The 23741-nt window shown below is 29.9% G+C and carries 22 protein-coding genes and 1 pseudogene; 16 read left to right on the top strand and 7 right to left on the bottom strand.

What is annotated here, in order from left to right:
* Positions 1–186: 186 nt before the first annotated feature.
* The 7 genes and pseudogenes from IWX80_RS17105 to IWX80_RS14665 all read left to right on the top strand — a co-directional run.
* Positions 187–276, top strand: a pseudogene (locus IWX80_RS17105) (hypothetical protein); the annotation flags it as partial.
* Between the two features lie 175 nt (positions 277–451).
* Positions 452–883, top strand: coding sequence for a PepSY-like domain-containing protein (locus tag IWX80_RS14690; RefSeq protein WP_099715579.1), 432 nt, complete (start codon positions 452–454; stop codon positions 881–883).
* A gap of 96 nt (positions 884–979) precedes the next feature.
* Entirely contained in the window at positions 980–2941 is a 1962-nt protein-coding gene (locus tag IWX80_RS14685) for an LTA synthase family protein (protein ID WP_099715580.1), read from the top strand.
* Positions 2941–3822 carry a diacylglycerol/lipid kinase family protein gene (locus IWX80_RS14680; RefSeq protein ID WP_099715581.1) on the top strand — a complete coding sequence of 294 codons (882 nt, stop codon included), beginning with the start codon at positions 2941–2943 and terminating at the stop codon, positions 3820–3822. The genes IWX80_RS14685 and IWX80_RS14680 overlap by 1 nt, the downstream gene beginning before the upstream one ends.
* A gap of 19 nt (positions 3823–3841) precedes the next feature.
* The gene (locus IWX80_RS14675) at positions 3842–4267 is read left to right on the top strand and encodes an EamA family transporter (RefSeq protein ID WP_099715582.1); all 426 of its coding nucleotides are present in this window, start codon (positions 3842–3844) and stop codon (positions 4265–4267) included.
* Positions 4268–4305: 38 nt separating this feature from the next.
* A complete protein-coding gene (locus tag IWX80_RS14670) occupies positions 4306–5082 on the top strand; it encodes a phosphatase PAP2 family protein (protein ID WP_099715583.1) in 777 nt (258 codons plus the stop codon).
* Positions 5083–5884: 802 nt separating this feature from the next.
* Positions 5885–6190 (top strand): helix-turn-helix domain-containing protein, encoded by a 306-nt coding sequence (locus IWX80_RS14665; RefSeq protein WP_113667180.1) that lies wholly within the window; start codon positions 5885–5887, stop codon positions 6188–6190.
* Between the two features lie 130 nt (positions 6191–6320).
* Here the strand turns inward: IWX80_RS14665 and IWX80_RS14660 are convergent, their stop codons facing one another.
* A complete protein-coding gene (locus IWX80_RS14660) occupies positions 6321–7376 on the bottom strand; it encodes a serine hydrolase domain-containing protein (RefSeq protein WP_113667181.1) in 1056 nt (351 codons plus the stop codon).
* Positions 7377–7836: 460 nt separating this feature from the next.
* Between IWX80_RS14660 and IWX80_RS14655 the strand changes: the two genes are divergently transcribed.
* Positions 7837–8838 (top strand): transposase, encoded by a 1002-nt coding sequence (locus IWX80_RS14655; RefSeq protein ID WP_196854097.1) that lies wholly within the window; start codon positions 7837–7839, stop codon positions 8836–8838.
* A 141-nt stretch (positions 8839–8979) separates the two neighbouring features.
* Here the strand turns inward: IWX80_RS14655 and IWX80_RS14650 are convergent, their stop codons facing one another.
* From IWX80_RS14650 to IWX80_RS14640, 3 genes are all read right to left on the bottom strand, one after another.
* Positions 8980–10467 carry a serine hydrolase gene (locus tag IWX80_RS14650; protein ID WP_196854096.1) on the bottom strand — a complete coding sequence of 496 codons (1488 nt, stop codon included), beginning with the start codon at positions 10465–10467 and terminating at the stop codon, positions 8980–8982.
* Positions 10468–10712: 245 nt separating this feature from the next.
* A complete protein-coding gene (locus tag IWX80_RS14645; protein ID WP_196854095.1) occupies positions 10713–11513 on the bottom strand; it encodes a hypothetical protein in 801 nt (266 codons plus the stop codon).
* A 112-nt stretch (positions 11514–11625) separates the two neighbouring features.
* Positions 11626–12429: a TIGR02391 family protein gene (locus tag IWX80_RS14640; RefSeq protein ID WP_196854094.1), complete on the bottom strand. Its 804-nt coding sequence runs from the start codon at positions 12427–12429 to the stop codon at positions 11626–11628.
* 118 nt (positions 12430–12547) lie between these two features.
* On the opposite strand from IWX80_RS14640, the gene IWX80_RS14635 reads away from it, so the two are divergent.
* Together IWX80_RS14635 and IWX80_RS14630 are read left to right on the top strand one after the other, a co-directional pair.
* The gene (locus IWX80_RS14635) at positions 12548–14086 is read left to right on the top strand and encodes an IS1182 family transposase (protein WP_334682370.1); all 1539 of its coding nucleotides are present in this window, start codon (positions 12548–12550) and stop codon (positions 14084–14086) included.
* Between the two features lie 291 nt (positions 14087–14377).
* Entirely contained in the window at positions 14378–14605 is a 228-nt protein-coding gene (locus IWX80_RS14630; RefSeq protein WP_196854093.1) for a hypothetical protein, read from the top strand.
* Here the strand turns inward: IWX80_RS14630 and IWX80_RS14625 are convergent.
* Positions 14591–14791 carry a hypothetical protein gene (locus IWX80_RS14625; protein ID WP_196854092.1) on the bottom strand — a complete coding sequence of 67 codons (201 nt, stop codon included), beginning with the start codon at positions 14789–14791 and terminating at the stop codon, positions 14591–14593. The genes IWX80_RS14630 and IWX80_RS14625 overlap by 15 nt on opposite strands.
* A gap of 88 nt (positions 14792–14879) precedes the next feature.
* Between IWX80_RS14625 and IWX80_RS14620 the strand changes: the two genes are divergently transcribed.
* The 6 genes from IWX80_RS14620 to IWX80_RS14595 all read left to right on the top strand — a co-directional run bounded on the left by IWX80_RS14620 (position 14880) and on the right by IWX80_RS14595 (position 20576).
* Positions 14880–15173 carry a hypothetical protein gene (locus tag IWX80_RS14620; RefSeq protein ID WP_196854091.1) on the top strand — a complete coding sequence of 98 codons (294 nt, stop codon included), beginning with the start codon at positions 14880–14882 and terminating at the stop codon, positions 15171–15173.
* Between the two features lie 7 nt (positions 15174–15180).
* A complete protein-coding gene (locus IWX80_RS14615; protein ID WP_196854090.1) occupies positions 15181–15690 on the top strand; it encodes a hypothetical protein in 510 nt (169 codons plus the stop codon).
* Positions 15691–16310: 620 nt separating this feature from the next.
* Complete coding sequence (locus tag IWX80_RS14610; protein WP_196854089.1) at positions 16311–16763, top strand: hypothetical protein; 453 nt, start codon at positions 16311–16313, stop codon at positions 16761–16763.
* Between the two features lie 75 nt (positions 16764–16838).
* Complete coding sequence (locus IWX80_RS14605; protein WP_196854088.1) at positions 16839–18266, top strand: phospholipase D-like domain-containing protein; 1428 nt, start codon at positions 16839–16841, stop codon at positions 18264–18266.
* Positions 18256–19899 carry a hypothetical protein gene (locus IWX80_RS14600; RefSeq protein WP_196854087.1) on the top strand — a complete coding sequence of 548 codons (1644 nt, stop codon included), beginning with the start codon at positions 18256–18258 and terminating at the stop codon, positions 19897–19899. Before IWX80_RS14605 ends, IWX80_RS14600 begins: the two co-directional genes overlap by 11 nt.
* Entirely contained in the window at positions 19899–20576 is a 678-nt protein-coding gene (locus IWX80_RS14595) for a hypothetical protein (protein ID WP_196854086.1), read from the top strand. The genes IWX80_RS14600 and IWX80_RS14595 overlap by 1 nt, the downstream gene beginning before the upstream one ends.
* Here the strand turns inward: IWX80_RS14595 and IWX80_RS14590 are convergent.
* On the bottom strand, positions 20573–20746 hold the full coding sequence (locus IWX80_RS14590) for a hypothetical protein (protein ID WP_196854085.1): 174 nt from the start codon (positions 20744–20746) through the stop codon (positions 20573–20575). The two genes, IWX80_RS14595 and IWX80_RS14590, sit on opposite strands and share 4 nt — an antisense overlap.
* Positions 20747–20762: 16 nt before the next feature.
* Entirely contained in the window at positions 20763–23675 is a 2913-nt protein-coding gene (locus IWX80_RS14585; RefSeq protein WP_196854084.1) for a CHAT domain-containing protein, read from the bottom strand.
* Between the last annotated feature and the right edge of the window lie 66 nt (positions 23676–23741).

Here is a 23741-nt window from a genome sequence, read left to right as displayed (position 1 = left end):
ACAGAAGAATAAAGGGCATCTGCCAACAATTGCTAAAACTCATGGCTAGTTTTTCGGTAAATTGTTCATTTACTTTTCATAACTTCTCTCGGGCAATTATGGAAAAAAAGCTTTCCATAAGTCGCCACGAGCTCTAGCAAAGAAACGTTTTGGTTAGCATTTGTTTTAACACGACCATTCGGAGCAACTTTTGGAGATTTACTTACAAAACCTTTGGAAAAAGGCGGTCTAAATTTTGGAACTACTTGTCGTCAGCTATACTATTTACAATTTTAATGCTATTAATAACCGTTGCCATTATTAAAAACAATAAAATAGAAAAACAAAAACTGATTATTGGAAAGTAATATCATAAAAACTTCATAAAAAACAGTCCCAAGCCCAAAATTCAATATTTCTTCTAAATTGGTTTTCATCTTTGACTATTATTAATTTATAAAATAGAATAGCAATGAAAAAATCAATAATTGTGATAACCTTAATAATGGTATCATTAGTGTCGTTTGCTCAAAAAACGAAAGAGCAAAATGTGCCTCAAGTAGTCAAAAATGCGCTTCTTCAAAAATTTCCAAAAGCAAAAGAAGTAAAATGGGATAAGGAAGGGAAAAACTTTGAAGCAAGTTTTGATTTGAATAATGTAGATAATTCGGTTTTGTTAAGTCAAGATGGAAAAATTGTTGAAACAGAAATTGAAATTAAAGTCAGTCAATTGCCTAAAAATGCGTTGCAATACTTAAAGGATAATTATAAAAATCAAAAAGTAAAAGAAGCAGCAAAAATTGTTACTGAAGAAGGTACTATAATATACGAAGCCGAAATTAAAGGCAAGGATTTGCTTTTTGACGAGAACGGTAATTTCATCACTAAAGACAAGGTTAGTTAGATTTTTTTTAAAGCATCTAGACAGTATGTGTGGGTGTTTTTTTCTGTTTACAAATCACTATTTCACTCTCTTTCAAAATATTATTTACCAACTATTATGTTCAAAAAAACCAACTTATCAACCAGATACGCATTGTTACTTACTTTTGTATTATGGTTTGTTATTATCTCTCAGATAGTAAGAATTATTTTTTTTATATGGCAATACGACGAAGTTTCGTTTAACATTTTCACTGTTTTAGGAACAGTACTAACAGGATTATTTTTCGATATAGGTACAATTAGTTTTATTGTATTTCCTGCCATTATTTATTACTTCATTTTTCCAAATAAATGGGTTGGCTCGTTGGTTGATAAAATATTCATTTGGTTTTTTACCACAGTAGTAACCTTTATATTAGTATTTACCTTTTTTGCCGAAATTACTTTTTGGGACGAATTCAAAACGAGATTTAATTTCATTGCAGTAGATTATTTAATATACACTCACGAAGTTATTTCAAACATTCAACAATCATATCCTCTACCAATATTAATTAGTGGAGTATCATTAATTGTATTTTTAGTCTTATTTCTATTTTATAAAAGAAATGCCTTCAAAAACACATTTTCACAAACTACAACTTTAAAAGAAAAAAGTATTGTGTTAGGTACTGGTGTAGTTTCTTGTTTGTTTTTTACAACATTTATAACAAATAATCAGGCGGAATGGTCTAAAAATAGATACAACGCTGAAATATCAAAATCGGGAATTTATTCATTTTTTGCAGCTTTCAGAAACAATCAAATGGCATACTATGAGTTTTATACTTCTGTAAATAACAAATCGGCTTTTGCTATTATTAGAAATAAATTGAGCGATAAAAACAGTAAATACCAATCAGAAGGATTATCTATTCACAGAACAATAACAGACACAACTAACCAAGAGCCAAGTAAAAAGAATGTAGTATTTATTTTGGTTGAAAGTCTTAGTGGTAGTTTTATGAACGAGTTTGGAAATAAAGAAAATATTACACCTTTTTTAGATAGTTTAGCTCAAAAAAGTGTGTTTTTCGACAATTTATATGCCACAGGAACTAGAACCGTTCGTGGTATGGAAGCAATGACACTTTGTATTCCACCAACACCGGGACAAAGTATCGTAAAACGTCCCGAAAATCAAAACCTATATACCGTTTCAAATGTTTTTAAAACCAAAGGATATAACTCAAATTTCTTTTATGGCGGCGATGGTTATTTTGATAATATGAACGCGTATTTTGGTGGCAACGGATTTACAATTTATGATCGTGGACGAGGTAGCGTTTTAAGTGATAAAATTAAAACGGTACGAAATAATATTAATGATAACGAAGTGACTTTTGAAAATGCTTGGGGTATTTGTGATGATGACATTTACTCTAAAATGCTTAAAGTGGCTGATGAACATTACAAAAACAACAAACCATTTTTCAATTTTGTAATGACAACTTCCAACCACAGACCGTATACTTATCCTGACAATGCAATTGATATTCCATCAGGAACTGGTCGTGAAGGAGCTGTAAAATATACTGATTATGCCTTAAAAAAAATGTTTCAAAAAGCCAAAAACAAACCTTGGTTCAAGAATACTGTTTTTATAATTATTGCCGACCATTGCGCTAGTAGTGCAGGTAAAGATGAAATTGATGTTGCCAATTATCACATCCCGGCATTTATAATAAATTTTCCAGAAGCAATAAACCAAAAAGTAAAAAAACAATGCTCTCAAATAGATGTTTTTCCAACATTTTTTTCAATGATGAATTGGAGTTACGAAAGCAATTTCTTTGGTAAAAATGTATTTAATCCAAACTTTGAAGAACGCGCATTAGTAGGAACATACAGAAAATTAGTATTGATGAAAAAAGAAAAAGTAATGATTTTGTCTGACCAAAAGAAGCAAGCATTTTATACTTGGAATAAAACCGATAATAGATTAAAACCATTGCCATTGGACAAAAATTTCCTAAATGAAACCATTTCTTGGTATCAAACTGCTGATTATTTATTTACTAATAAGCTGCTTGAATAATGGTTTACATTCATTTTATTGTTAATCCAATATCAGGTAGTGGAAAACATAATATTGGCAAAACCGAATTAGAAAAGCATTTTCCAAAGGAAACTTATAAGATTGCAGTTGACTATTCAAATTATAAAAAACACGCAATCATCCTTACCCAAAATGCAATTTCTAACAATCCGGACTGTATTGTAGTATGTGGCGGAGATGGCACCATAAATGAAGTGGCGTCGTGTTTAATTAATACCAAAATAAAATTAGGAATTATTCCAGTTGGTTCTGGAAATGGTTTAGCTTCTAATCTAAACATTCCAAAATCATTGGATAAAGCAACGGAAATTATACGTAAAGGCAACACACAATTTATTGATGTTGGAAAAGTAAACGACCATTATTTTTTTAGCAATGTGGGGGTTGGAATTGATGCAACGATTATAAAAAAATATGAGAGTTACAGTAAGAGAACATTGTTTTCTTATGTTCGGGCTTCTATAGCATCAAGTATTCAATTTAATCCGATGGAAACGATACTTTCATTTAATAATCATATTGTCAATACAAATGCCTTCATGATTTTTATTTCTAATTCAAATGAAATGGGATATGGAATGAGTTTAACACCTAAAGCAAGTTTAAATGATGGTCTATTAGATTTAGTTGTAATTTCTAAACTAAACTTATTTGATAAACTAATTTTAGGTATGAGAGTAATATCAAATAAAATAGAAAAATTCGAAAAAGCACGACACACATTAATCGAAAAAATAAATATAGAAATGCCTAAGAAAATCTTCGTAGACACGCAAATTGACGGAGAATTTCATAATTTGAGAACAAATAAAATAGAAGTTACAATAATAAAAAGTGGATTAGAAGTTTTGACAGAATAAAATTTAAACTAATTAAGTTATGAAACAGTATCAAATTTTTGCTCTAATATCGATGTTCTTCGCTGGTTTGACATCGGTAGTTGCTAAAGCAGGTTTAAAGAATGTAGCTTCCGATACAGGCTTGGCTATTCGGACTTCATTCGTATTTATTTTTATTTGGTTTAACATCATAGTTTTTAATAATTATAAAGATTTCTCTAATCTTACCAAAAAAGATGTTTTGTTGTTAGGTGTTTCGGCTCTAACAACGGCAATTTCTTGGGTCTTTTATTATAGAGCAATAAAAATAGGCACAGTCTCCGAAGTGGCATTAATCGATAAAGGAAGTATAATTATCACACTAGTACTTTCTTTTATATTTCTAAACGAACAATTTACTTGGCGCATAGCTTTGGGTGGTTTGATGATTATAGGCGGAATACTAATCTTAACAATGAAATCATAATGGTATAAAACTACGCGTAACCTTTTAAATTATTTACCATGTTTAAAACCATTTTATTTTCATTATTAAGTATAGCTACATTGCATGCACAGAACCAGATTGAAAGTGTTCAAGAGAAGAAAATTGATACAGATACTATTCCGAAAACCGACAGCACGCATAAATTCAAATTAAAACAACTAATCATTCCGTCCGTTTTAATAGGTTATGGTGTAATTGGTATTGAAAGTGATCAATTAAAACTCTTCAATACTCAAATAAAAGAAGAAGTAAATGAAGATATCGATAAAAAAGTAACCATTGACGATTTCTCGCAATATGCACCAGCTTTATCAGTTTACGGATTAAATGCTTTGGGCATAAAAGGAAAACATAATTTTAAAGACAGAACCATAATACTCGGTACTTCTTATTTAATTATCTCAGCATCAGTTTTAAGTTTAAAATCAATTACACAAGTCGAAAGACCTGATGGTAGTGGTTTCAATTCTTTTCCATCTGGACATACAGCCACGGCTTTTGCAGGCGCAGAGTTCCTTTGGCAAGAGTATAAAGATGTCTCAATATGGTATGGAATTTCAGGATATATAATTGCTACTGGTACAGGAGCATTCAGAATTTACAACGACAAACATTGGCTAACAGATGTGGTTGCAGGTGCTGGAATTGGAATTTTAAGTACAAAAGTTGCCTATTGGATCAATCCATGGATACAAGAAAAAATATTCAAATCCAAAGAAAAAAATAGTATGTCAGCTATAGCACCTTTCTATAATGGCAAACAATTAGGTGTAGGCTTCATTAAAACGTTTTAATATTTGTAATTATTTTTAAAAGATACTTTTTGTTAAAGAGAAGTGGTTTTTTTTTAGATTATTATCTGATTTAGCCTAAAATACTAATTTTAATTGGTTTCTAATGTATAAGTATAATTGACACTTAGTATTGAAAGCAATATTTTTTTAAATATTCAGATATAAATGGAATTCTGGACACTATCGCAAAAAGTGTAAGTTGAAAAGTCTAGACTTCGGTTTTTATAATTAAAGCCTTTTTTCAAATATAAGTTTATAATAAATAATTGTCTTTATATATTTTTTCTCACCGTGCACAACTCATTTATTTATTAGCTTCATTTAACGAACTACTTGTTTGATAACTCCAACATTCTCCTTTTTACGGTATTAAAAGTACGTTTTACATTTCAGTCGCCACTTCTTTGCCAACGTTCCAAAAAATTAATGACATAGTTTAAAATAAATCATCTACACTTCGTGATTTGCACCAGAATTTTTTTTTAGCTTCGTTAAATAATTTGGCATAATAGTGCATATAGAACTATCCAGCTTTTAATCAAAATTTCGAATGCAGTAAATCTAATTAGATTGTGTAGATATAAATTTATGCCTCATAGTTAACATATCAGGTTTAACCTGACTACAATGAAACAAAATATAATAATATCAACAATTATTTATTTAGTACGATATACATACCAAAGCTATATTGTCAGGTTGAACCTGACAATATAGATACGAAATATAATTATAATAACCCGTTTATCTCTTGTCTTCTATTTCTATATCAAAAACAATCGAATGAAACATCTGCTATTTATTGTTTTGGCAGGCAAGTATCGACAAAGCACAATTTAGTACTATAGAAAACAATAAAACTGACCCATCATTTTCTACGATTGAAAAAATTGCAAAAGCAATGGGTTGCTCAATTGCCGAACTGTTTGCGTCTGCCGAAGAAATTAAAGAAATTCATTCCAACGATAAAAGTTTAATGGAAAAATTGACACTTATAGAAACGCTGACAGATGAAGAAAAACAGATCTTGTTTAATATTCTTGATGCTTTCGTTTCCAAGAAAAAATACAAAGACACTCTTTCGGGTTTGCTTATTGATGTAAAATAAGAAAGCCGAGCATTTGCTCAGCTTTCTATGTTCGACTACTTTTTAATTATTTCCTGTGATTTGTTTGTGCATTTACTATAAATGATATTATACTGCAAAACAGCAATAGTGCTTTTTATATTGAAGCGATTTATTTCAAAAGTTTACTTTCTTTAACTATTTTTCTAATTTCCTGCTCGAAATAATAAGCACTTTCAAAGTTTTCATTGGCTTGATTTTCCATCACTATGACATTTGTTTTGGTTTTAGGGTAGTATAAATTTACTGCCGTAAATCCTTCGCTTGGATGAAAACCAGTATGTCCAATTTCGTAGATATTGGCTTTATCATTAATTCGTAAACCATAACCATAACCAATAAGATTTTCACTAAAAAGTTGATGTTTGTTGGTAATAGAATAATTAGTCATCAGTTTGTAAGTAGCTTGTTTTAATAGTTTTCCATTATGCAAACATTCGTTCCATTTGGCTAAATCTGATGCGGTAACAATTAAATGACTTCCCCAATACTGGTCAGGTGTAAAGCTGATTTTTTCAAATTGCGTTATCGTTCCATCTTTTTTTATAAGGTGTCCTTTAGTCAAAAAAATACTATTGGTTTCGTTAGGATAATAGCTGTTGTTCATTTTGCATTTCTTAAATAATGCCGTAACTAACGTTTCAAAACATTTCCCACTTTGCTTTTCCAATACCATTCCAGCCACATAATAACCAACGTTTGAGTAGTTGAATGCAGTACCTGGTTTAAATTTCAAAGGCTTGTCTATGCTTTCGCTGTACAAACCCGAAGTGTTGTTAAGTAATTGATGAACAGAAACGGTGTCTGCCCAAGAATATTTTAAATCGGGTAAATATTTACGAATAGGTGTTTGCAAATCAATCGTTCCTTTTTCAACTTCTTGTAAAATAAGTGTAGCTGTAAATTGTTTTGCTATCGACATTGTAGAGAATTTGTCGTCGATTTTCAGAGGTGTTTTTTTGTTTAAATTAGCAAATCCGTATGCTTTAGCATATTTCAATTTTCCGTTTTGTTGAATGTAAACTACTCCGTTAAAATCTCTTGGATTATTGGTTTGTAGTAAACTGTCAATTTTTGTTGAGTAATTGTCTTTTTGCTGTGCTGATAAATTGCAACTTGTAAATAAAATTGTTGTTGCAAGTAATGTTAGTCTAAAAATTTGGTTCATTTATGTTCTAAAAATTATTTAATGTTTGAATCTATCTTGTGTTTACGGTCGTTTCGATAAAATTGCCACCAACGTTAGTCTGTGAAAAAACTAAAATCTACCTCTTAAGATTCTCATATTTGAGATTTTTCTTTGGTAGCCCTCCGAATACTTTCTAAATTTGATGAGGTTTTTTCAGAGCCTGACGTTCCGGTACTCAGCGGGTTTGGGACAAATTAAGCCCATTATTCGGATTTGCCACCCGAGCCTTTACTTTGTGTTAGAGTAAAAAACATTAAATTTATTCAAAGGAAAGCAGAGGTGAACTTTCACCCGAGCTAAGCTTAAGACTTAACTATCGCATTAGTCCTCTGCCTTCTCCTTGAACCCGTTGAATTGCTTCAAATAGAATGATAGACATCAAGGTCTAATAAAGGCTCTAAAGAAGTTCAACATTTTTGTTTATCCTAAATCCAAAGTTATGAAAAACTATTTATTTTATGTGGGTATTGATATTTCAAAACTAAAATTAGATATCACTATTCTTGATGTTTCTTCTTTGAAATCGGAACATTTTGTTGTTGAAAACAACATAAAAAGCATTAGTCTGTTTGTCAAAAATCTAAGCAAGAAGATTGACATAAATCAAACTCTTTTTTGTTGTGAAAACACAGGGGTTTATACCAATCATCTTTCGTCTGCTTCAATGGATTTAAAGTTAGATTTATGGATTGTCCCAGCCGTTGAAATAAAAAGATCAAAGGGGATTTCAAGAGGAAAAACCGATAAATCAGACGCTAAAGATATTGCCTATTACAGCTATAGAAATATTGACAAACTCAAACTTTTTACTTTGACAGCTATAGACATTCAAAAACTAAAAATTCTGTATACCGAAAGAGAAAAAATGCTTAAATCATTATTGCTTTTAGAAACAACTAAGGAAAATAAGGGTTTTGCAAGTAAAGAAGTTTTCAAGGAAGTATCATCAATCAATCAAAGTTTAACCAAAACCATTAGAAATGCTATCCGCAAAATAGAAACCAAGATGAAAGAAATCATCAAAGCAAATGCTCAGTTGAACAAACAGACTCAACTCATCAGAACCATTCCTGGAATAGGGGAACAAACCAGCATATATTTAATCATTGTCACAAAAGGATTTACGGCTTTTAAAAATTGGAGACAATTTGCCTGTTATTCTGGAGTTGCCCCATTTGAATGCAGCTCCGGCTCTAGTATAAAAGGCAGGACTAAAGTAAATCATATGGCTGATAAAAAAATAAAATCCTTGCTGCAAATGTGCGCTATGACCACATTGAAGTATGATCCTCAATTAAAAGAATATTACAATAAGAAAAAGGCTGAAGGAAAAAATTCTATGCTTGTTTTAAACAATATTAGATGCAAACTTATAAGCAGGGTTTTTGCTGTCATTAACAGAGAAACTTCATATATAAACACGTATAAATTTGCATCGTAGTTTTAACAATTTTTACTTGTTTTTCATCATAGAATGCGATAGCGAACAGGCGAAGCAAATCATTCCAAATACAAAACCAATTTCAAATTAAGCCTAATACCCAAATTGCTTGTAGCGAGTTTTGTGCGTTCGCACTTTTTATCAGTTATTTAACAAATTGTTTAAAACCTTTTTTCCATTTTCATTATCAGGATTTAACTCAACAGATTTTTGATAAATTTTAATCGCCTCTTCTTTTTTACCACATTGTAACAGTGCTTCTCCGTAACTATCATATATATTCCAACTATTTGGAAAAATTAACGTTCCTGAATTGAATGTTTGCAAAGAATGATCGTTTTTTTGAAGTCGAAGAAATTGATAACCTAATCTATTAAAATCTCTTTCGGTTGCTGTGTAATTGGTTGGGTTTTTTATATATTCTTCAATCAACTGACTTGCTTTTTCTTTATCTCCATTTTCAAGTAAATTGCCATACACTCTTGAAAGATTTTGTACAGGAATTTTATAAGGTTTATTATCAATTAACTGTAATAATTCATTGGATGCTCCAAAAATAATGTTACTTCCAGTATTTGACAAAATTATAACAGTTTGATTTTTAGTGATATTATGTGCCAAAATACTAGTAAGTCCACTAATAAATCCATCGTGAAAAACTATTTTCCCATTGATTTTATCACTATATATAAACCAACCTAAACCATAACCAACATTTTTTCCTTCCAAATTATTAGTCACCATTTTTCCATCATTGAGTATTGTTGCAGTTAATGCTTCTTCTAACTCATTCTTTGCTAGTATTTTGTAGGTAAATAAAGCATTTTGATATTTTTGTAAATCTTCGGCTGTACTTATAATTCCGCCATTTCCATAAAAATTGCTTTTTGCACTAATTGGGAAATTATCTTTTAAGGTATTCGTATTTACAAAATTGGTCGAATACAGGTTCGGATAAGTGTATAATTCTACTTGATTTGTTGTTTTAATCTTCCTATCCAATGGAACAAATGAATTTTTCATTTTTGAAGGTTTGAAAATATTTTTTTCCAAATAACTTGCATAAGTAATTCCCGATATTTTTTCGATAATTATTGCAGCAATACAAAAATTAACATTGTTATATTCCCATTTGCTTCCTGGTAAAAATGAAAGAGGTGTTTTAAAACGAATAAATGTTGGTATAATGTCTTGATTAGAAATTGTTTTTTCAGGTTGCTCTTTTATTATACTATCAAATAAATTATATTCTTGCGCCAATCCAGAAGTATTATTAAGTAGTTGTTTAATACTGATATTTGGATAAGGAAAATCTTGAAGATATTTTTGAACAGAATCATCAATTTTAAGTTTTCCTTTTTGTTTAAGTTGCAAAATTGCTGTTGATGTAAACGTTTTTGTTATAGAAGCAATTGGAAATTGAGATTTGTCACTAATTTCCTTTTGTTTTTCGAAGTTAGAAAACCCATAAAAATTAGAAAAAACTTTTTCTCCAGATTTGGAAATTACTACACTACCGTTAAATAAATTATTTTTAGAAAGCGTTGAAAAAAAATCATTAAATTCTTGTCCAGCGATTGTATTAGTCAAAAAAGTAGTTAGTAAGATTAAAAAAAATCTTTTTTTCATTTTATTTTAATTTATGAATTGTTTTATAACGTTCTTTTTTTATGTTACGCACAACGTTCTGATAATCTGCGGGTTTTGTACCAAATTAATCCCAGTATTCGGATTTGCCAAAGTGTTCTCGCGCTACAGGCAGGCTGGGATTAAGAAAGCCCAAACTTTCGGTTAAAAACTAATTTTTCAAATACAAAACCATTTTCAAATTTAGCTAAATGCCCAGCTTGCTTGTAGCGTGTGTTGGGGGCTGTTTATTTATGGAAATATATAAAATTCATTTCACTATTTACATCTATTCCTTTAATTTTAGCAGGAATCCATTTTGTTTTTTTTACAAATTTTACAGTTTCATTCTTAAAATATTCTGCAAACTTATTGTTTTCAGAATCTGTGAAACTACAATCAGTTTCAATGTTGCTTATTTTTCCGTTTTTATCTAAAATAAAATATATTTGTGTACTCGAAAAATATTTTCCTGATTTAAATTTATAATCTTTTGGATAAGTAAACTGTTTTTCAAAGTCTTCTTCTGGCTTTTTTAAATAATCTGAATAATTTTTTGTAGTCGGATATCTTGAAGTTGTGTCACACTCTTCAAATTTGAACACTAAATTTGGATTATTAATTACAAATTGAATTTCGGCTAAATTTCTTAATGTGTTTATAAATTCATTGCCATATTTTTTCTCAATTGCAATTCTCATTTTAGAAGTGTAGCAATCTCTTTTAAATCCGTTTAGGTCAGGAATACAAGATACTAAAGCAGAATCTATTTCTATATTATAAGCAGAAAGCAAGGTTTTCATTTCTTTATCGCTTCTATACATTTTTATCTTTCCACGAAAAAAGAAATAAACTAATTTTCCACTTTGTATATCTTTTTCAGCGCGTTTTTCTTCACTTAAACAAGCTGTATCTTCTTTTTTAGTCTGATTTTGGTTGTAAACAGAAATTGAATCATTTGATTTTTCAATATCTTTTTGCTCGTGTTTTTTGTTGCACGAAAACAAAAAGCAAATAGTAATTAATAGAATGATTTTTAAAATTTTCATAGATTCTTGTTTTAGCCCATTTTGTGGTTAAATAGCCACCAACTTCCAAATACAAAACCAACTGTCCATTAAACCAATTGCCCAAATCCGTTTTAGTGGCTGTTATGCCTCGTTATTTATATCCGGTTTTATATGTTTTATCCAGTTTGTTTTGAATTATTGTTGCAACGACTAATACTTCTGTCATTTCGGTCAGATGTGTATCTTCTAATAATTTTGGGTCATGCGCTTTAGGGTTTCTATACATACTGAAAAACCCTTTGATAAAATTAGAAAATCCTTTATGCTCACTTTCATCACTTTCAGATTGTAAAAGGCTAAATGCTAGCATTGGCTTTTTATCACATCCCAACCCAAAACATTCATCAACTAATATTGCGCCGTCTGAAACATAACCACTTTTTTGGCGAAGTTTATGAGCAATACTTTTAGTTATTTCAAGAATTGCGTGAAAATAATTTTCGTTAAGCCATTCAGATTCGCAATACGGTAAAATGTCATGATGAATTCCTATTCCGTGAACTCGTTCTTTTATTTTCATAGAGCGACATTTCGTTTCTGAGATAGTTTTCGCTTTATCTACAATTTTTGACTTTCCTTCTTTATTTATTTCGATTCCTTCATAAAGTAATCTTTCATTTATGGTGGTTCGGTGCTTTTCAAAACTAGCTTCATCGTCGTAGCGTTTTGGATCTATAATTTTCACTATAAAGCTTAATACATTATTTCCGCAATTATCTTGCTTCTGTCTTGATGTTAATGTGTAATAAATTCTATCTGGTTTATTCGTTCCTTCACCAGTATCGATAAGTCCTGAATTATGAAATTGCTCATTAATTTGTTTATGAGTCAAGATTTCTTCACCAATTATTTTGGAAATACTTCTTAATGTACTTGGGTTAAAACTTTCTGTCATTTAGATAAATCGTGTTTATAATGAGACATAACGCCAGTCTGTGAAAAAACCTCCGTTGTATTATCATCAAATATAACAAAATACTAGCATAAAAAGAAGATTTTTCGTATTTTTAAGAATGCAACACATCACAGGTATTTCCCGTCAACAAATGCGTTTTTCAAGTTTAGAAGACACTATAAGTCCCGATAATCAGGTGCGATTTACAGATGACTTTGTCGAATATATTGACATCTCTAAGCTCGATTTTGCTATAAAAACGCTCAACACCGAAGGTCGCCCGAGTTTCAATGGTAAAGTATTTCTAAAAATATATTTATATGGTTATCTCAAAGGGGGCTTAAGTAGTCTAGATTTAGAAAAGGAATGTTTGAGAAACATGGAAATGCAATGGCTTTTAAAACACATTCGTCCCAATTACCACAGCATTACCGATTTCAGAAAAAATAACCCAATCGCATTAAAGAACACTTTCAAACTCTTTGTTTCGTTCTTGAAAGATGCTGATTTGATAGGCGGTGAAACCATTGCTATCGATGGTACCAAAAGCCGCGCACACAATAGCAAGAAAGCCAATTTCAACCAAAAGAAAATCGACAAACACTTAGCTTATATTGAAGCTAAGACCCAAGAATACTTGGATACCTTGGAAGAAAATGACGCCAAAGATAATTCGAATATAATCCAAAATATCCAACAAAAGTTAGACCGATTGAAAGGGAACAAATTGCGTTATGAGCAACTGGAAGAAAAACTAAAAGCAAGTGGCGAACCACAAATAAGCACCACCGATAACGATGCCAGAGCCTTGCTAGTTCAAGGACAAGTAGTTGAAATTTCGTTTAATGTTCAAGCCGCAGTCGATGCTAAATATAATCTTGTTGTGGCCACACATACCATCAACAAGAACGATCGCAGCGCCTTGTCAGTTATTGCCATAGAAGCCAAAGAGAATCTGGGTATCGAAACCTATACAGCATTGGTCGATAAAGGTTACTATAATGGCAAACAAATAGAAATCTGCAAGCAAGCCAACATAACTACCATTGTAGCACAGCCTGAACAAGGAAAAAGTAACGAAAACGGTACGACCAAGGATTATTTGGTAGCCCAATTTCAATACAATCAAGACAACGATACCTATACCTGCCCACAAGGAGAAACACTCAAAACTACGGGCAGTTGGCATAAGAAAACTACAGATAGAGATAGTTATAATTTTAAAAAATACAGAACCCCAAAATGTAAAGAATGCCCTGTAAAACATTTATGTACTAGTCGAGCAGCAGGAAGAGAAATCGACAGGAGTCAATATGCCGATGCCGTAGAAGAAAACAACAAGCGCTACCATGAGAACCCACAGCTCTACCGCAAACGACAGGAGATTAACGAACATATTTTTGGCACCATCAAACGGCAATGGGGCTATAACCATACCAACTTAACGGGATTAGAAAAAGTAAACGGAGAACACAGCCTGATTATGCTGGTGTATAACATCAAACGCAGTGTCAATATCCTGGGCGTTCCCGATTTGATTACTAAACTCAAAAAATGGAACTCACCCTACAAGGCAAAAGTCTTGTTTTTGTTAAAAACGAATTATTTAAAGCTGAATTTAGAACACTATTTCTATCAAGCTAAAATTGCAGCCTAAAAATAACGACCCGTTAAATGCCTTATATTTGAATTCTTGAGTAGAATTATCTGAAGTTTTTGAAAGTAAAATAGGTTTTTTCACAACCTGACGTCCCCGCGCTACACGCAGTTTGGGACTAAATTAAGCCCATTCTTCGGATTTGCAAAATCTTCTAAATACAAAACCAATTTCAAATTTAGCTTAATACCCAAATTGCTTGTAACGTGTGTTGGTGGTTCGGCCTTGTTTTCCACCGCTAATTTAACTTTATTTTTATTACTTTTGGTTTTTAATCTCACACCTTTTATTATGAATGATTTAACCAAAAAAGTTGTCTCTCATTTTTACGAAGAAGCCTCAAAACATAAAGTTTATTCAGAAGAATTTCTAAATAACAGTAAAAAAGTTTCAAAAATGTATATGGAAACTTTTGGAATGACCCAAGTTTGGTTAGACTATCATAAATCCATACCTGAAAAAGAAGCTGATACTTTGCGACTTTTAAAAATAATGTATTCAGAGTTACTTAATCTTTAGTATGTCTATCTCTTTTGGAAAACCATTTGTTATTACTTTTAGTTTTTCCATTGCTACGTTTAAATTCTCTTTTGTTATTTCATAAGGAACGGCTAAAGGGTTGTTCATTAAGAACTCTCTAATAAATGCAGTTACAATTTTGTCCTCTGTTGTTTCAAGAATCTCTTCTCTTATTAATGTTGTCATTTTATTTTAGTTTTTTACGGAAACCCGTAAAGTTTATTAATTATTACGTTGTAATGTTGTTGAATATTAATCTTAAACTTTAAGTATTATGAAAAAAGCAATAATTTTATGCCTGTTTTTAATTCTAAGTTCTTGCTCAAATGATGATAGTGGAAATAATCCATTTATTGGAACTTGGAAAAATGATGAAATAGGGGGACAAAAATTAACAATTCAATTCAATAGTGATTTTACTTTTTATTATTCCGCAGGAAATCAAAAAGGAACTTATACTCTTAATGGAAATATCGCCACAATAGATTTACACACAACTAATAAGTCGACTGCAACAATAATCGATGACACACACATAAATTGGGTTGTAATTTGGACTAAAAAGTAATTTTATTATGAATATTCTTTCTTTAGAATTTTTAGATAAAATAATTTCAATACTTAAAACTCAAAATAAAAAACTAACTGCTCACGAAATAACTATTCTTTTTACTACTGATGATTTTTATTTTCTTTATAAGAAAGATTTTCAAATCAATAATTATCTTCCTATTTTGATTAAAGATGGGCTTGTAAAAGAAAATGAAGAACTTTCTGAAATAGAGGGTTTTCCAAATTCTGAAATTAAATACTATTCTTTAACCATAAATGGTTTAGAGTTTACAGGATATGTTAATAAGTATTACGCTGAATTATCTACCGAACAGCAGAATAAAGAGATACTTGAGAACCAATTAAGTTTGAATAAGTCAATAATGCTAACGAATGCATCTGTTCGTTCAACAAATACTTGGATGTTATATTTGACCCTTGTGATAGCTTTTGGTACTTTTGTTTCTGCAATATATTATTTAATTGAGATTCTAAAATTTTATAATCTTTTTTGTGCTTGTAGCGAAAAATGATTTCTTTAACACTATTATACATAAACATTGTAAACCCTCACACAAGTAAAACCAGCAATACTGCTAAAATTACTAATACTACTGTTTTCATTTTTATTTACTTGTTTTTCAACGAGGTCGTCATTTAAGCTGACCACCAACTTGTTTATAGACGCTACTTTATAGCGCATATCTACCTCTTTATTGCTGTATATGTGCTAAATAAGCAAGGGTGTCTTTTTAAAATAGTGTACAAAACATAATACTACGATTGTTGTTTTTTAATAAATTGATATTTGTTTTGGTGATAATTAGGTTTTGGAGTTGATCCAAAAAATTAGGCGAAGTAATTTTTGAAGTATGTTTAAAAAAATAACGCCATTGTAATCCAATGGCGTTGTTTGTCTTTCTTCGGGCTGTCATGGGCTACAATCTAACACCTAATCCCAATTTTGACATTTTTTGATAAGCTAAAATAGGGACAATGTGAATAAAGATATTGACAAAGTAATCCATTCTATCAGTTTTCAAAAACACCACCAATCCTATATAAAAAGGTAATTTAGAATCCACAAACCTATTCAGTTAAATAATAAGGTTACCTTTTGGTTAATTTCATATTAATGATAAAGAGGAAAATTATGAGCAACACAAAAATTATTTTAGACAAAGACTATTTTACTCCAGAAATGACAAAAGCATTTTTAAAAGATATCGAAACGGCTTGTAAAACAATGGAACTTGATCTTTTTACAAAGCTTTTTACCAAATACGACTTGTCATTTGTGGAAGATTATGAAGAGGTTTTAGAAATGATTAAAAACAGTATGGGCAGTTGGAACAGACCACATAAAGGAACAGAACTTTTAAAAGTGACACAGTTTGATTCCAAATGTCTGTTTTGCGAATTTGGAAAAACCGTAAAAGTCTATAAATGGACCTACCAACACAAACAAGCTCCAATACCTATGAACGGCGTGATATATGCCTGCCAGATTGCTTTCTTTTTTGACTTTGAAGACAATCAACTAATAGAGTTTGGTGTTTGCAATGGATATTTGGACAAAGAAGAAATGGATCTCCTTAATTCATAAGAAAATAGGACAAATTATTAACGTTCAAAATGTAGAAATACTATCTTTATCATTTATTTTTCAATAAAATTCTAAATGAAATCACAAGCATACTTCGAAAAAATCCATAAACAAATTGAAATTCGTTTACAAGAATCCCAAACAAGTATTCGACTTGCAGTAGCTTGGTTTACGGACCAAAAACTATTTGACATTATTTGTGAAAAAGCAAAAAATGGAATTAAAGTAGAATTAATCATCGCTAATCACGAAATCAATCAAGATAGTAGTATTGATTTTAGGAAGCTGAAACAAAACGAAGGAAGTTTATATTGGATTGGCAAGGGATATAAATATGAAGCCTTAATGCACAACAAGTTCTGCATTATTGACAATCGAGTTCTTATTACGGGTTCTTACAATTGGACACAGAAAGCAAAATCTAATCACGAAAGTATTACCGTTATTGAGGAAGACGATAATTTGATTTTTGATTTTAATCAAGAATTTGACAAAATCATCAATAAATATTTCAATAAAGAAAACGTTGAGATAGATTGGGGAAAGGTTATTATCCGATTAGAAACCTTGCTAAATGTTATTCGATTGGAGGACGAAGAAGATATAAATTATCAGTCTGATAAAATCAAAAGTCTTTTGCTTAAAAAAGCAACTGATGAAAAAACAGCAACAATCAGTTCTATCCTAAATCTTTGTAAAAAGAAAGAATTCAGTAGTGCCGTCAATGCAATACAAGAGTTTACACGAATATACAAGCAAATTACAATTTATCAAGATCCATTGGTTCCTGCCTTGCAATTGGAAATAAGAGGACTAGAATTTCAAGTTTCAAGTTTGGAAGATGAAAAAACGGATATAGAAAAACTTATTAGTAACTATCAATCACAGTATAATATAGAACTTGGCGATTTAATAAAAAAGATTCTTCTTCTAAAAAAGCAATTAGCAAAATTTGATGTGGAACAGGACAAAGAAAACGAGGAAAAGCAAAAAGAATACAATGAGGCATCTAGTGATTATGATGATTTTTCTAAATCGTATGAAGAAAATTTAAAAGAACCGAAGCCATTTGAATTGAATGAGGAAAAACTAAAAGAGCTGAAACAAAACTATCGGAAGGCTACCAAACTATGCCATCCGGACAAAGTAACTGATGGACAAAAAGAACAGGCACAAAGAGTTTTTACGGAACTGAAAACAGCCTATGACAATAATGATCTTGAAAAGGTAAATGACATATTGGCAAACCTTGAAAAAGGAATTTTTAAATCTCAGGGAGAAACCATTACCCAGAAGGACAAACTGCTCATAATAAAGCAAGAATTAGAATTAAAAAGGAAAGTATTAGTAGAATCCCTTCACAAACTAAAAATAAGTGATGTGTATCAAAAAATCGGGAATTTAGATGATTGGGAAGCACATTTTCTACTTTCAAAACAAAAATTCACTAGGGTTTTAGAATCTTTACAAAATAAATACGATAAAGTCAGTTATGGAGAATAACAACAAGCAGATAGTTTCAATCAATAATTCTTTAGCCAATTTTGAAAGACAAATCACTATTGGCGAGAAGTTGTTAGGTTTAAAATTAAGTGATTCTGAAAAAGAAAGAATTAAAAAGTTTTTAATTGAAACAGTTGCTAATAATTATGACATAATTCAAATTATCAGCGGTAGATTTCCGTTAACCGAAAAGTTGATAGATAAATTTAAATACAAATTAAATTGGTCTGCCTTGTGCTGCAATGATTCCGTAGTTTGGACTGAAGAATTAATTGATGAGTATTTTAAATTAATTAATTGGGAATCAATCAGTCAAAATTCGAGTATTGAATGGAGTGAAAGTCTATTGCATAAGTATTCAGATTATCTAAATTTTAATTCTGTATTTTTTAATGACGATACCAGTTTGAAGTTGACATTAACCTTATATAAGGAATTTAAAGACAAAATTGATATTGAAAACCTATCTTATGTCGACATTGAATTATTTCCTAAAGAATTTATTAGAGATAATATAGGAGTTTTAGATTGGGAAAATTTAAAATCATACACGATAGAAAATTTAGAAATTTTTCAAGAAAAAATTAATTGGGATGATTTAAGTAAGAGTAAAAAGCTGATCTTAACAGATAAGCTAATTGAAAGATTTAAATATAATTGGACTTGGGATGATATTATTAAGATTGAAAGAAAAAATGGTATTCCAACGTATATTAGAATATTCGAAACACATTATTCCGATGGAACTTATACTAACATTTACTACGATGCTGAAATTGTAATTGACGAAGAATTATTAGATTCAATAAATAGAAATTTTGTTTGGCCTCATCTAAGTAGAGATACAAACTTTAAAAATAACTATTCATTAATAGAGAAGTTTGAAAATAAATGGGATTGGAAATTATTAACCTATAACAATTCTATAGAATGGACATCTGAATTAATTGAAAAATATAAAAATAAAATTGATTGGGAAGTTTTTAGCTTAAATCCAAATTTGCAATGGTCAGAAGAATTAATTGAATTATATAACGATTATTGGGATTGGAAGATATTAGGAATGAATACTTTCTTGCCTTGGGCAATTGATTTTTACAAGAAGTATGAACGTAAATTTCAAAAAGATTTTTTGTTTTTTCATAGAGAACCCTCTTTTCATTCGGATGATTTTTGTAAATCCAATCATCCATTAACGAGTTATTTTGTTGATTATCAATTCAACAGAAAAATTTCAACAGAAAAATTTGACACAAATTTAATTTTTTATGTAAAAGATATTTTAGATTGGGAAATTTTTAGTCAATTTTATGAATGGACAATAGATGATATTGATAAATATGAAGATTATATAAATTGGGGGAAATTAAGCTTCAATAGAAATATTACTTGGTCAGTTGAACTATTAAAAAAGTATGAAGACAAATGGGATTGGGAATGGATTGGACGGAATAAATCAGTCGTAAATTTTGATTTAAGTTTATTGACGAAATTAGTAAACCACATAAATGAAAATGACCACTTTTCCCATTTTAAAATCAAAAAACTTTTTTTTAAGTATATTGATAAAAATGATGTAATTAAAATTTTAGAAAACTATCAAAGTAATCAATTATTAAATATTTCAAAATAATGAGCCGAATAGATCATTCATCAAATTTAATACATTTTACTAAAGTCTTCGAAAGTGGGATTATAGATTATGAAAAATCATATACTGTATTTAAAGAAATATTAAAGTCAAGAATATTAAAAGGTGGCAAAGGTATGATATTAGGACAGCACAAATGTGTTTGTTTCACTGAAGCTCCAGTAAATTGTTTATCAATTAACAAAAGTTTAAATCCAAAATATTTTAATCGTTATGCTCCATTTGGATTTCAATTTAGTAAAAAAACTATTTTTGAAAATGATGGCAGGCCTGTTATTTATTCTAAAAAAGAAGAGTATGAACGAGAAAAAAATAATCCAAATATAAATTGGAGATATGTGACTTATGATTTTGAACAAAAAATTGATTTTACTTGGGAAAGAGAATGGAGAATTAAAACAGAGAATTTTAATTTCAATAAATATGATGTTAAATTAATTTTTCCAAATATGAATTGGATTGAAAGATTTATAGACGAACACGAAAAGGAAAATCACAAATCTTCGGACATTGATTGTGAAGAATGTTTTTGTACAAGAGATGCAATAATATGGACTTATAACCAATTTATAGAAAAATGTGGAACTCTTTCAGGCGATTGTCCGACCCAAGACAAATTTCCTTGGGTTTTAATTAGTCTTGAAGAGGAAGAATATTAATTATTTTTCTTGCTAAAAATCATAAAAATTACAAACGCAATCCCTCCAATTATAAAAATCCATTTAACAACTGAAAGCATTCCACCCAACAAACTTGATGCAGCACCATTAAAACCAAAAAGCATTAATATAAGTGCAATAACGATAACCCTAATCATAATTTTAGTCATAAATATTTTTATTTAATTATTCAATAAGCATAAAACCAGCCCAATAATAAGGCGATTGATATTTACTTTTGATGATTTCCTGTGCTTTTTTGAGGGATTCCTTTTTAGAAAAACCTTTCAAATAAAATTCATAAAAATGCACCATCAATTCAGAGGTTGACTGGTCAGGGACTTGCCATAAGCTTACGATCATAGATTTTGCTCCAGCCAATTTAAATGCTCTTTGAAGTCCAAAAACACCTTCATTACCTTTGTCAGAACCCAAACCTGTTTCACAGGCAGACAAAACAATTAAATCAACATTAGACAAATCCATTTGTGAAATTTCAAAGGCGTTTAAAATTCCATCATTTTTAGTATTTGTAGAATTATTGTTTGCATTAGAAAAAGCCAATCCACTTTTTAGCAAAACATTTTCATTACTATTGTCATCGGCTCTACTAAGGACACTGCTAAAAGCATCATAATATCCGTGGGTAGCAATATGAATTATATCAATTTTTTGGCCATTGAGTTTTCTGAAATTTTCTTCAGAAGCTATATTCTGGGTAAACACGGAAACTTTCTTAGAAGCCACTGCTTCAAAAATTGACTTTATCCCATTAACTTCATTTTTAGAATACGGTAATAAATTAAAACTTGAATTTCTCCCTTGTATTTTTATACTATCGTTATTTTTATTCTTGCCATAATTAATGTTGCCAAATAATGCAATATTGCTGTTTTTAGAAGTTTCTTTTTTTATTTCGATAAGCTCTTTCGTGCTTCCAAGATAAGTTACATCAACTTTCTTTTCATTCAATAATGCCGGAAAAGAAATGGTATGAAGCAAGCCACTTACAGATAAATAAACCTTGTCATTGAGGGAGATTTTATTCTCTATTTTTTTCCAAATCAAATTACTTAATTTATTGTTATTCTGTTGATAAATGGAATTTATCCTTTCTTCAGTATTTCCTTTTTTATTTAAAACAGTAGTCAATTCACTTTCTAAAAACAAAGGGATAACTTCTGGAATAGTAGAATTATTCTTTATCAATAATGCGAAATAGCCTTTATCATTTTTTTCAACTCTGTTTACTGGAACATTTATCATTTCTATGGCAATTTCTTTTGTTTCAAGCGATTTCTTTAAATCTCTCCATTTTATTGCAGTAGGATCTAAAAAGTGATAATTTGGGTCCGATGTTATTTGTTCAATTAAACTTCTTTGTCTCTTGTTTAAATTAAATTCTAATTCTTTTGATTTCGATTTAGAGTATAGTAGCTTTTCCTTTTCTTCTAAAAGACTCTGATAGTTCTTTTTCAAGCTCGAATTAGCAACATTTAAATAATCTCGGATATTCTGATTGGAATACAACGCAATATTTTTCAATGCTAACGTATTATTATACAAATTCTCCCCTGATTTTTCATTCGCTTGATTAATGTAAATACTATTTATCATATCAAATTTTCTTTCCGTATTTAGCGAGAAACTCACTTTCTCATCTTCAGTAAGAAAAATATAATTGTCTGTTAATTTTTGGTAATAATATTTTTCAATTTCTTCAAGGGTGGATTGACTTGAATTTTTATTGAATCCAACAGATACTGAATTCAATAATAAACTATAATGCAAATCCTTATTTGTTTCTTTGTGAGGTTTCAAAACAGATAAAGCTTCCTTGTAATTTTTTTGAGCCAAATCAAAATTTCCGATACTACTATGAAAACCTGCTAATTGATTCAAACTACTTACATATTCAAAACTATTATTTCCTGATTTTTCTTTGGTTATTTGGGCTAATTCTGTGTAGCAATTTTCAGCCTCTTTAAAAAGTTCATCATTCAAATTTGGTTTATCTGAAAAGATTCCGTTCACTTTTTCCCACCAGTTTTTGTCTAGTATTGCTTCATTTCCCCGTTTGTTAAGTGCGGAAGAATAACAATAACGGGCTTTTATTAATAAATACAGACTGTAAACATCTTTCGTTTGTTTTTTCTCGGCAATAGGAATTGATTTTAACAATAGTTCAGAAGCTTTTTCAAAATTCTGACAATACAATTCACTTGCTGTAGCAAGCAAAAGCAGACCTAAATAGGTAGATGAGGTTTTACTTAAATCCGTTTTTTCATATAGAGTAAGATTTTCTAATTGTAGCCCCATTGCCTTGCTAATATCTCCTACTCTTAAGGCCTGGTCAGCAAATAACATATTACTTTTAATGATATAATCTATATCTTCTTGGTCTGAAGTTTTATTTAATTCATAAAGTTTGCTAAAATAATTTTCAGCCATTAGATAATTACCTTTATCTAAACTAATTTCAGCTAATGAAAGTGTTGGAAAAATGGCTAAATTATTTTTCTCCAGTTTTACCAAATCAGAAGTAATCAATTTTAATGCGGAATTAAATAATGATTCAGATTCAGGAATAAATTTTGGTTCTGACTTTAAACAATATGCGTAACCGATTAATGCAGAATATTTATCTATTAGTTTTTGTTTTCTATCAAAATTTGTTTCACTATACAATCTTGCTAAAAAAAGATATTTTGAAACTTCACTTCGGCTATTCTCCTTTACGAAAGATGATTTTGCGTATTCAAAAGCAGCAACTTTATCCCCTTCGTTTAAATATTCTTCTGTTTGCTTTAGATAACTGTATTTGTCCGATAGCTTTTTTGAAAGGTATAGGGAAAATCCTCTTACATAGAAATAATTAAATCCAGTTATAAATATAATTACAATTAATATTCCTAATAATTTAATAACCTCTTTGAAGCTTCCTTTTCCAATGATGACTTTATACATCGAATCAAAAATTCCTAAAATAAAAATTATAGCAAAAACCAGAACAGCTACAATTGTAATCCCAATAACTGATAATTCCCAAAAATAATTAAATCCCCAAAACCCTTCTGGGTTAGCAATGTACCAAATCAAATAAAAGAAGTTTGCAACTAAGTACAATACGAACAGAAAAACTAATAAATAAAAAAGATTAGTTAT

It is taken from the genome of Flavobacterium sp. CAN_S2 (assembly GCF_015752255.1).
GTDB lineage: Bacteria > Bacteroidota > Bacteroidia > Flavobacteriales > Flavobacteriaceae > Flavobacterium.
The sequence above is the reverse complement of the archived record's forward strand: the minus strand, read 5'-3'. Positions and strand labels throughout refer to the sequence as shown.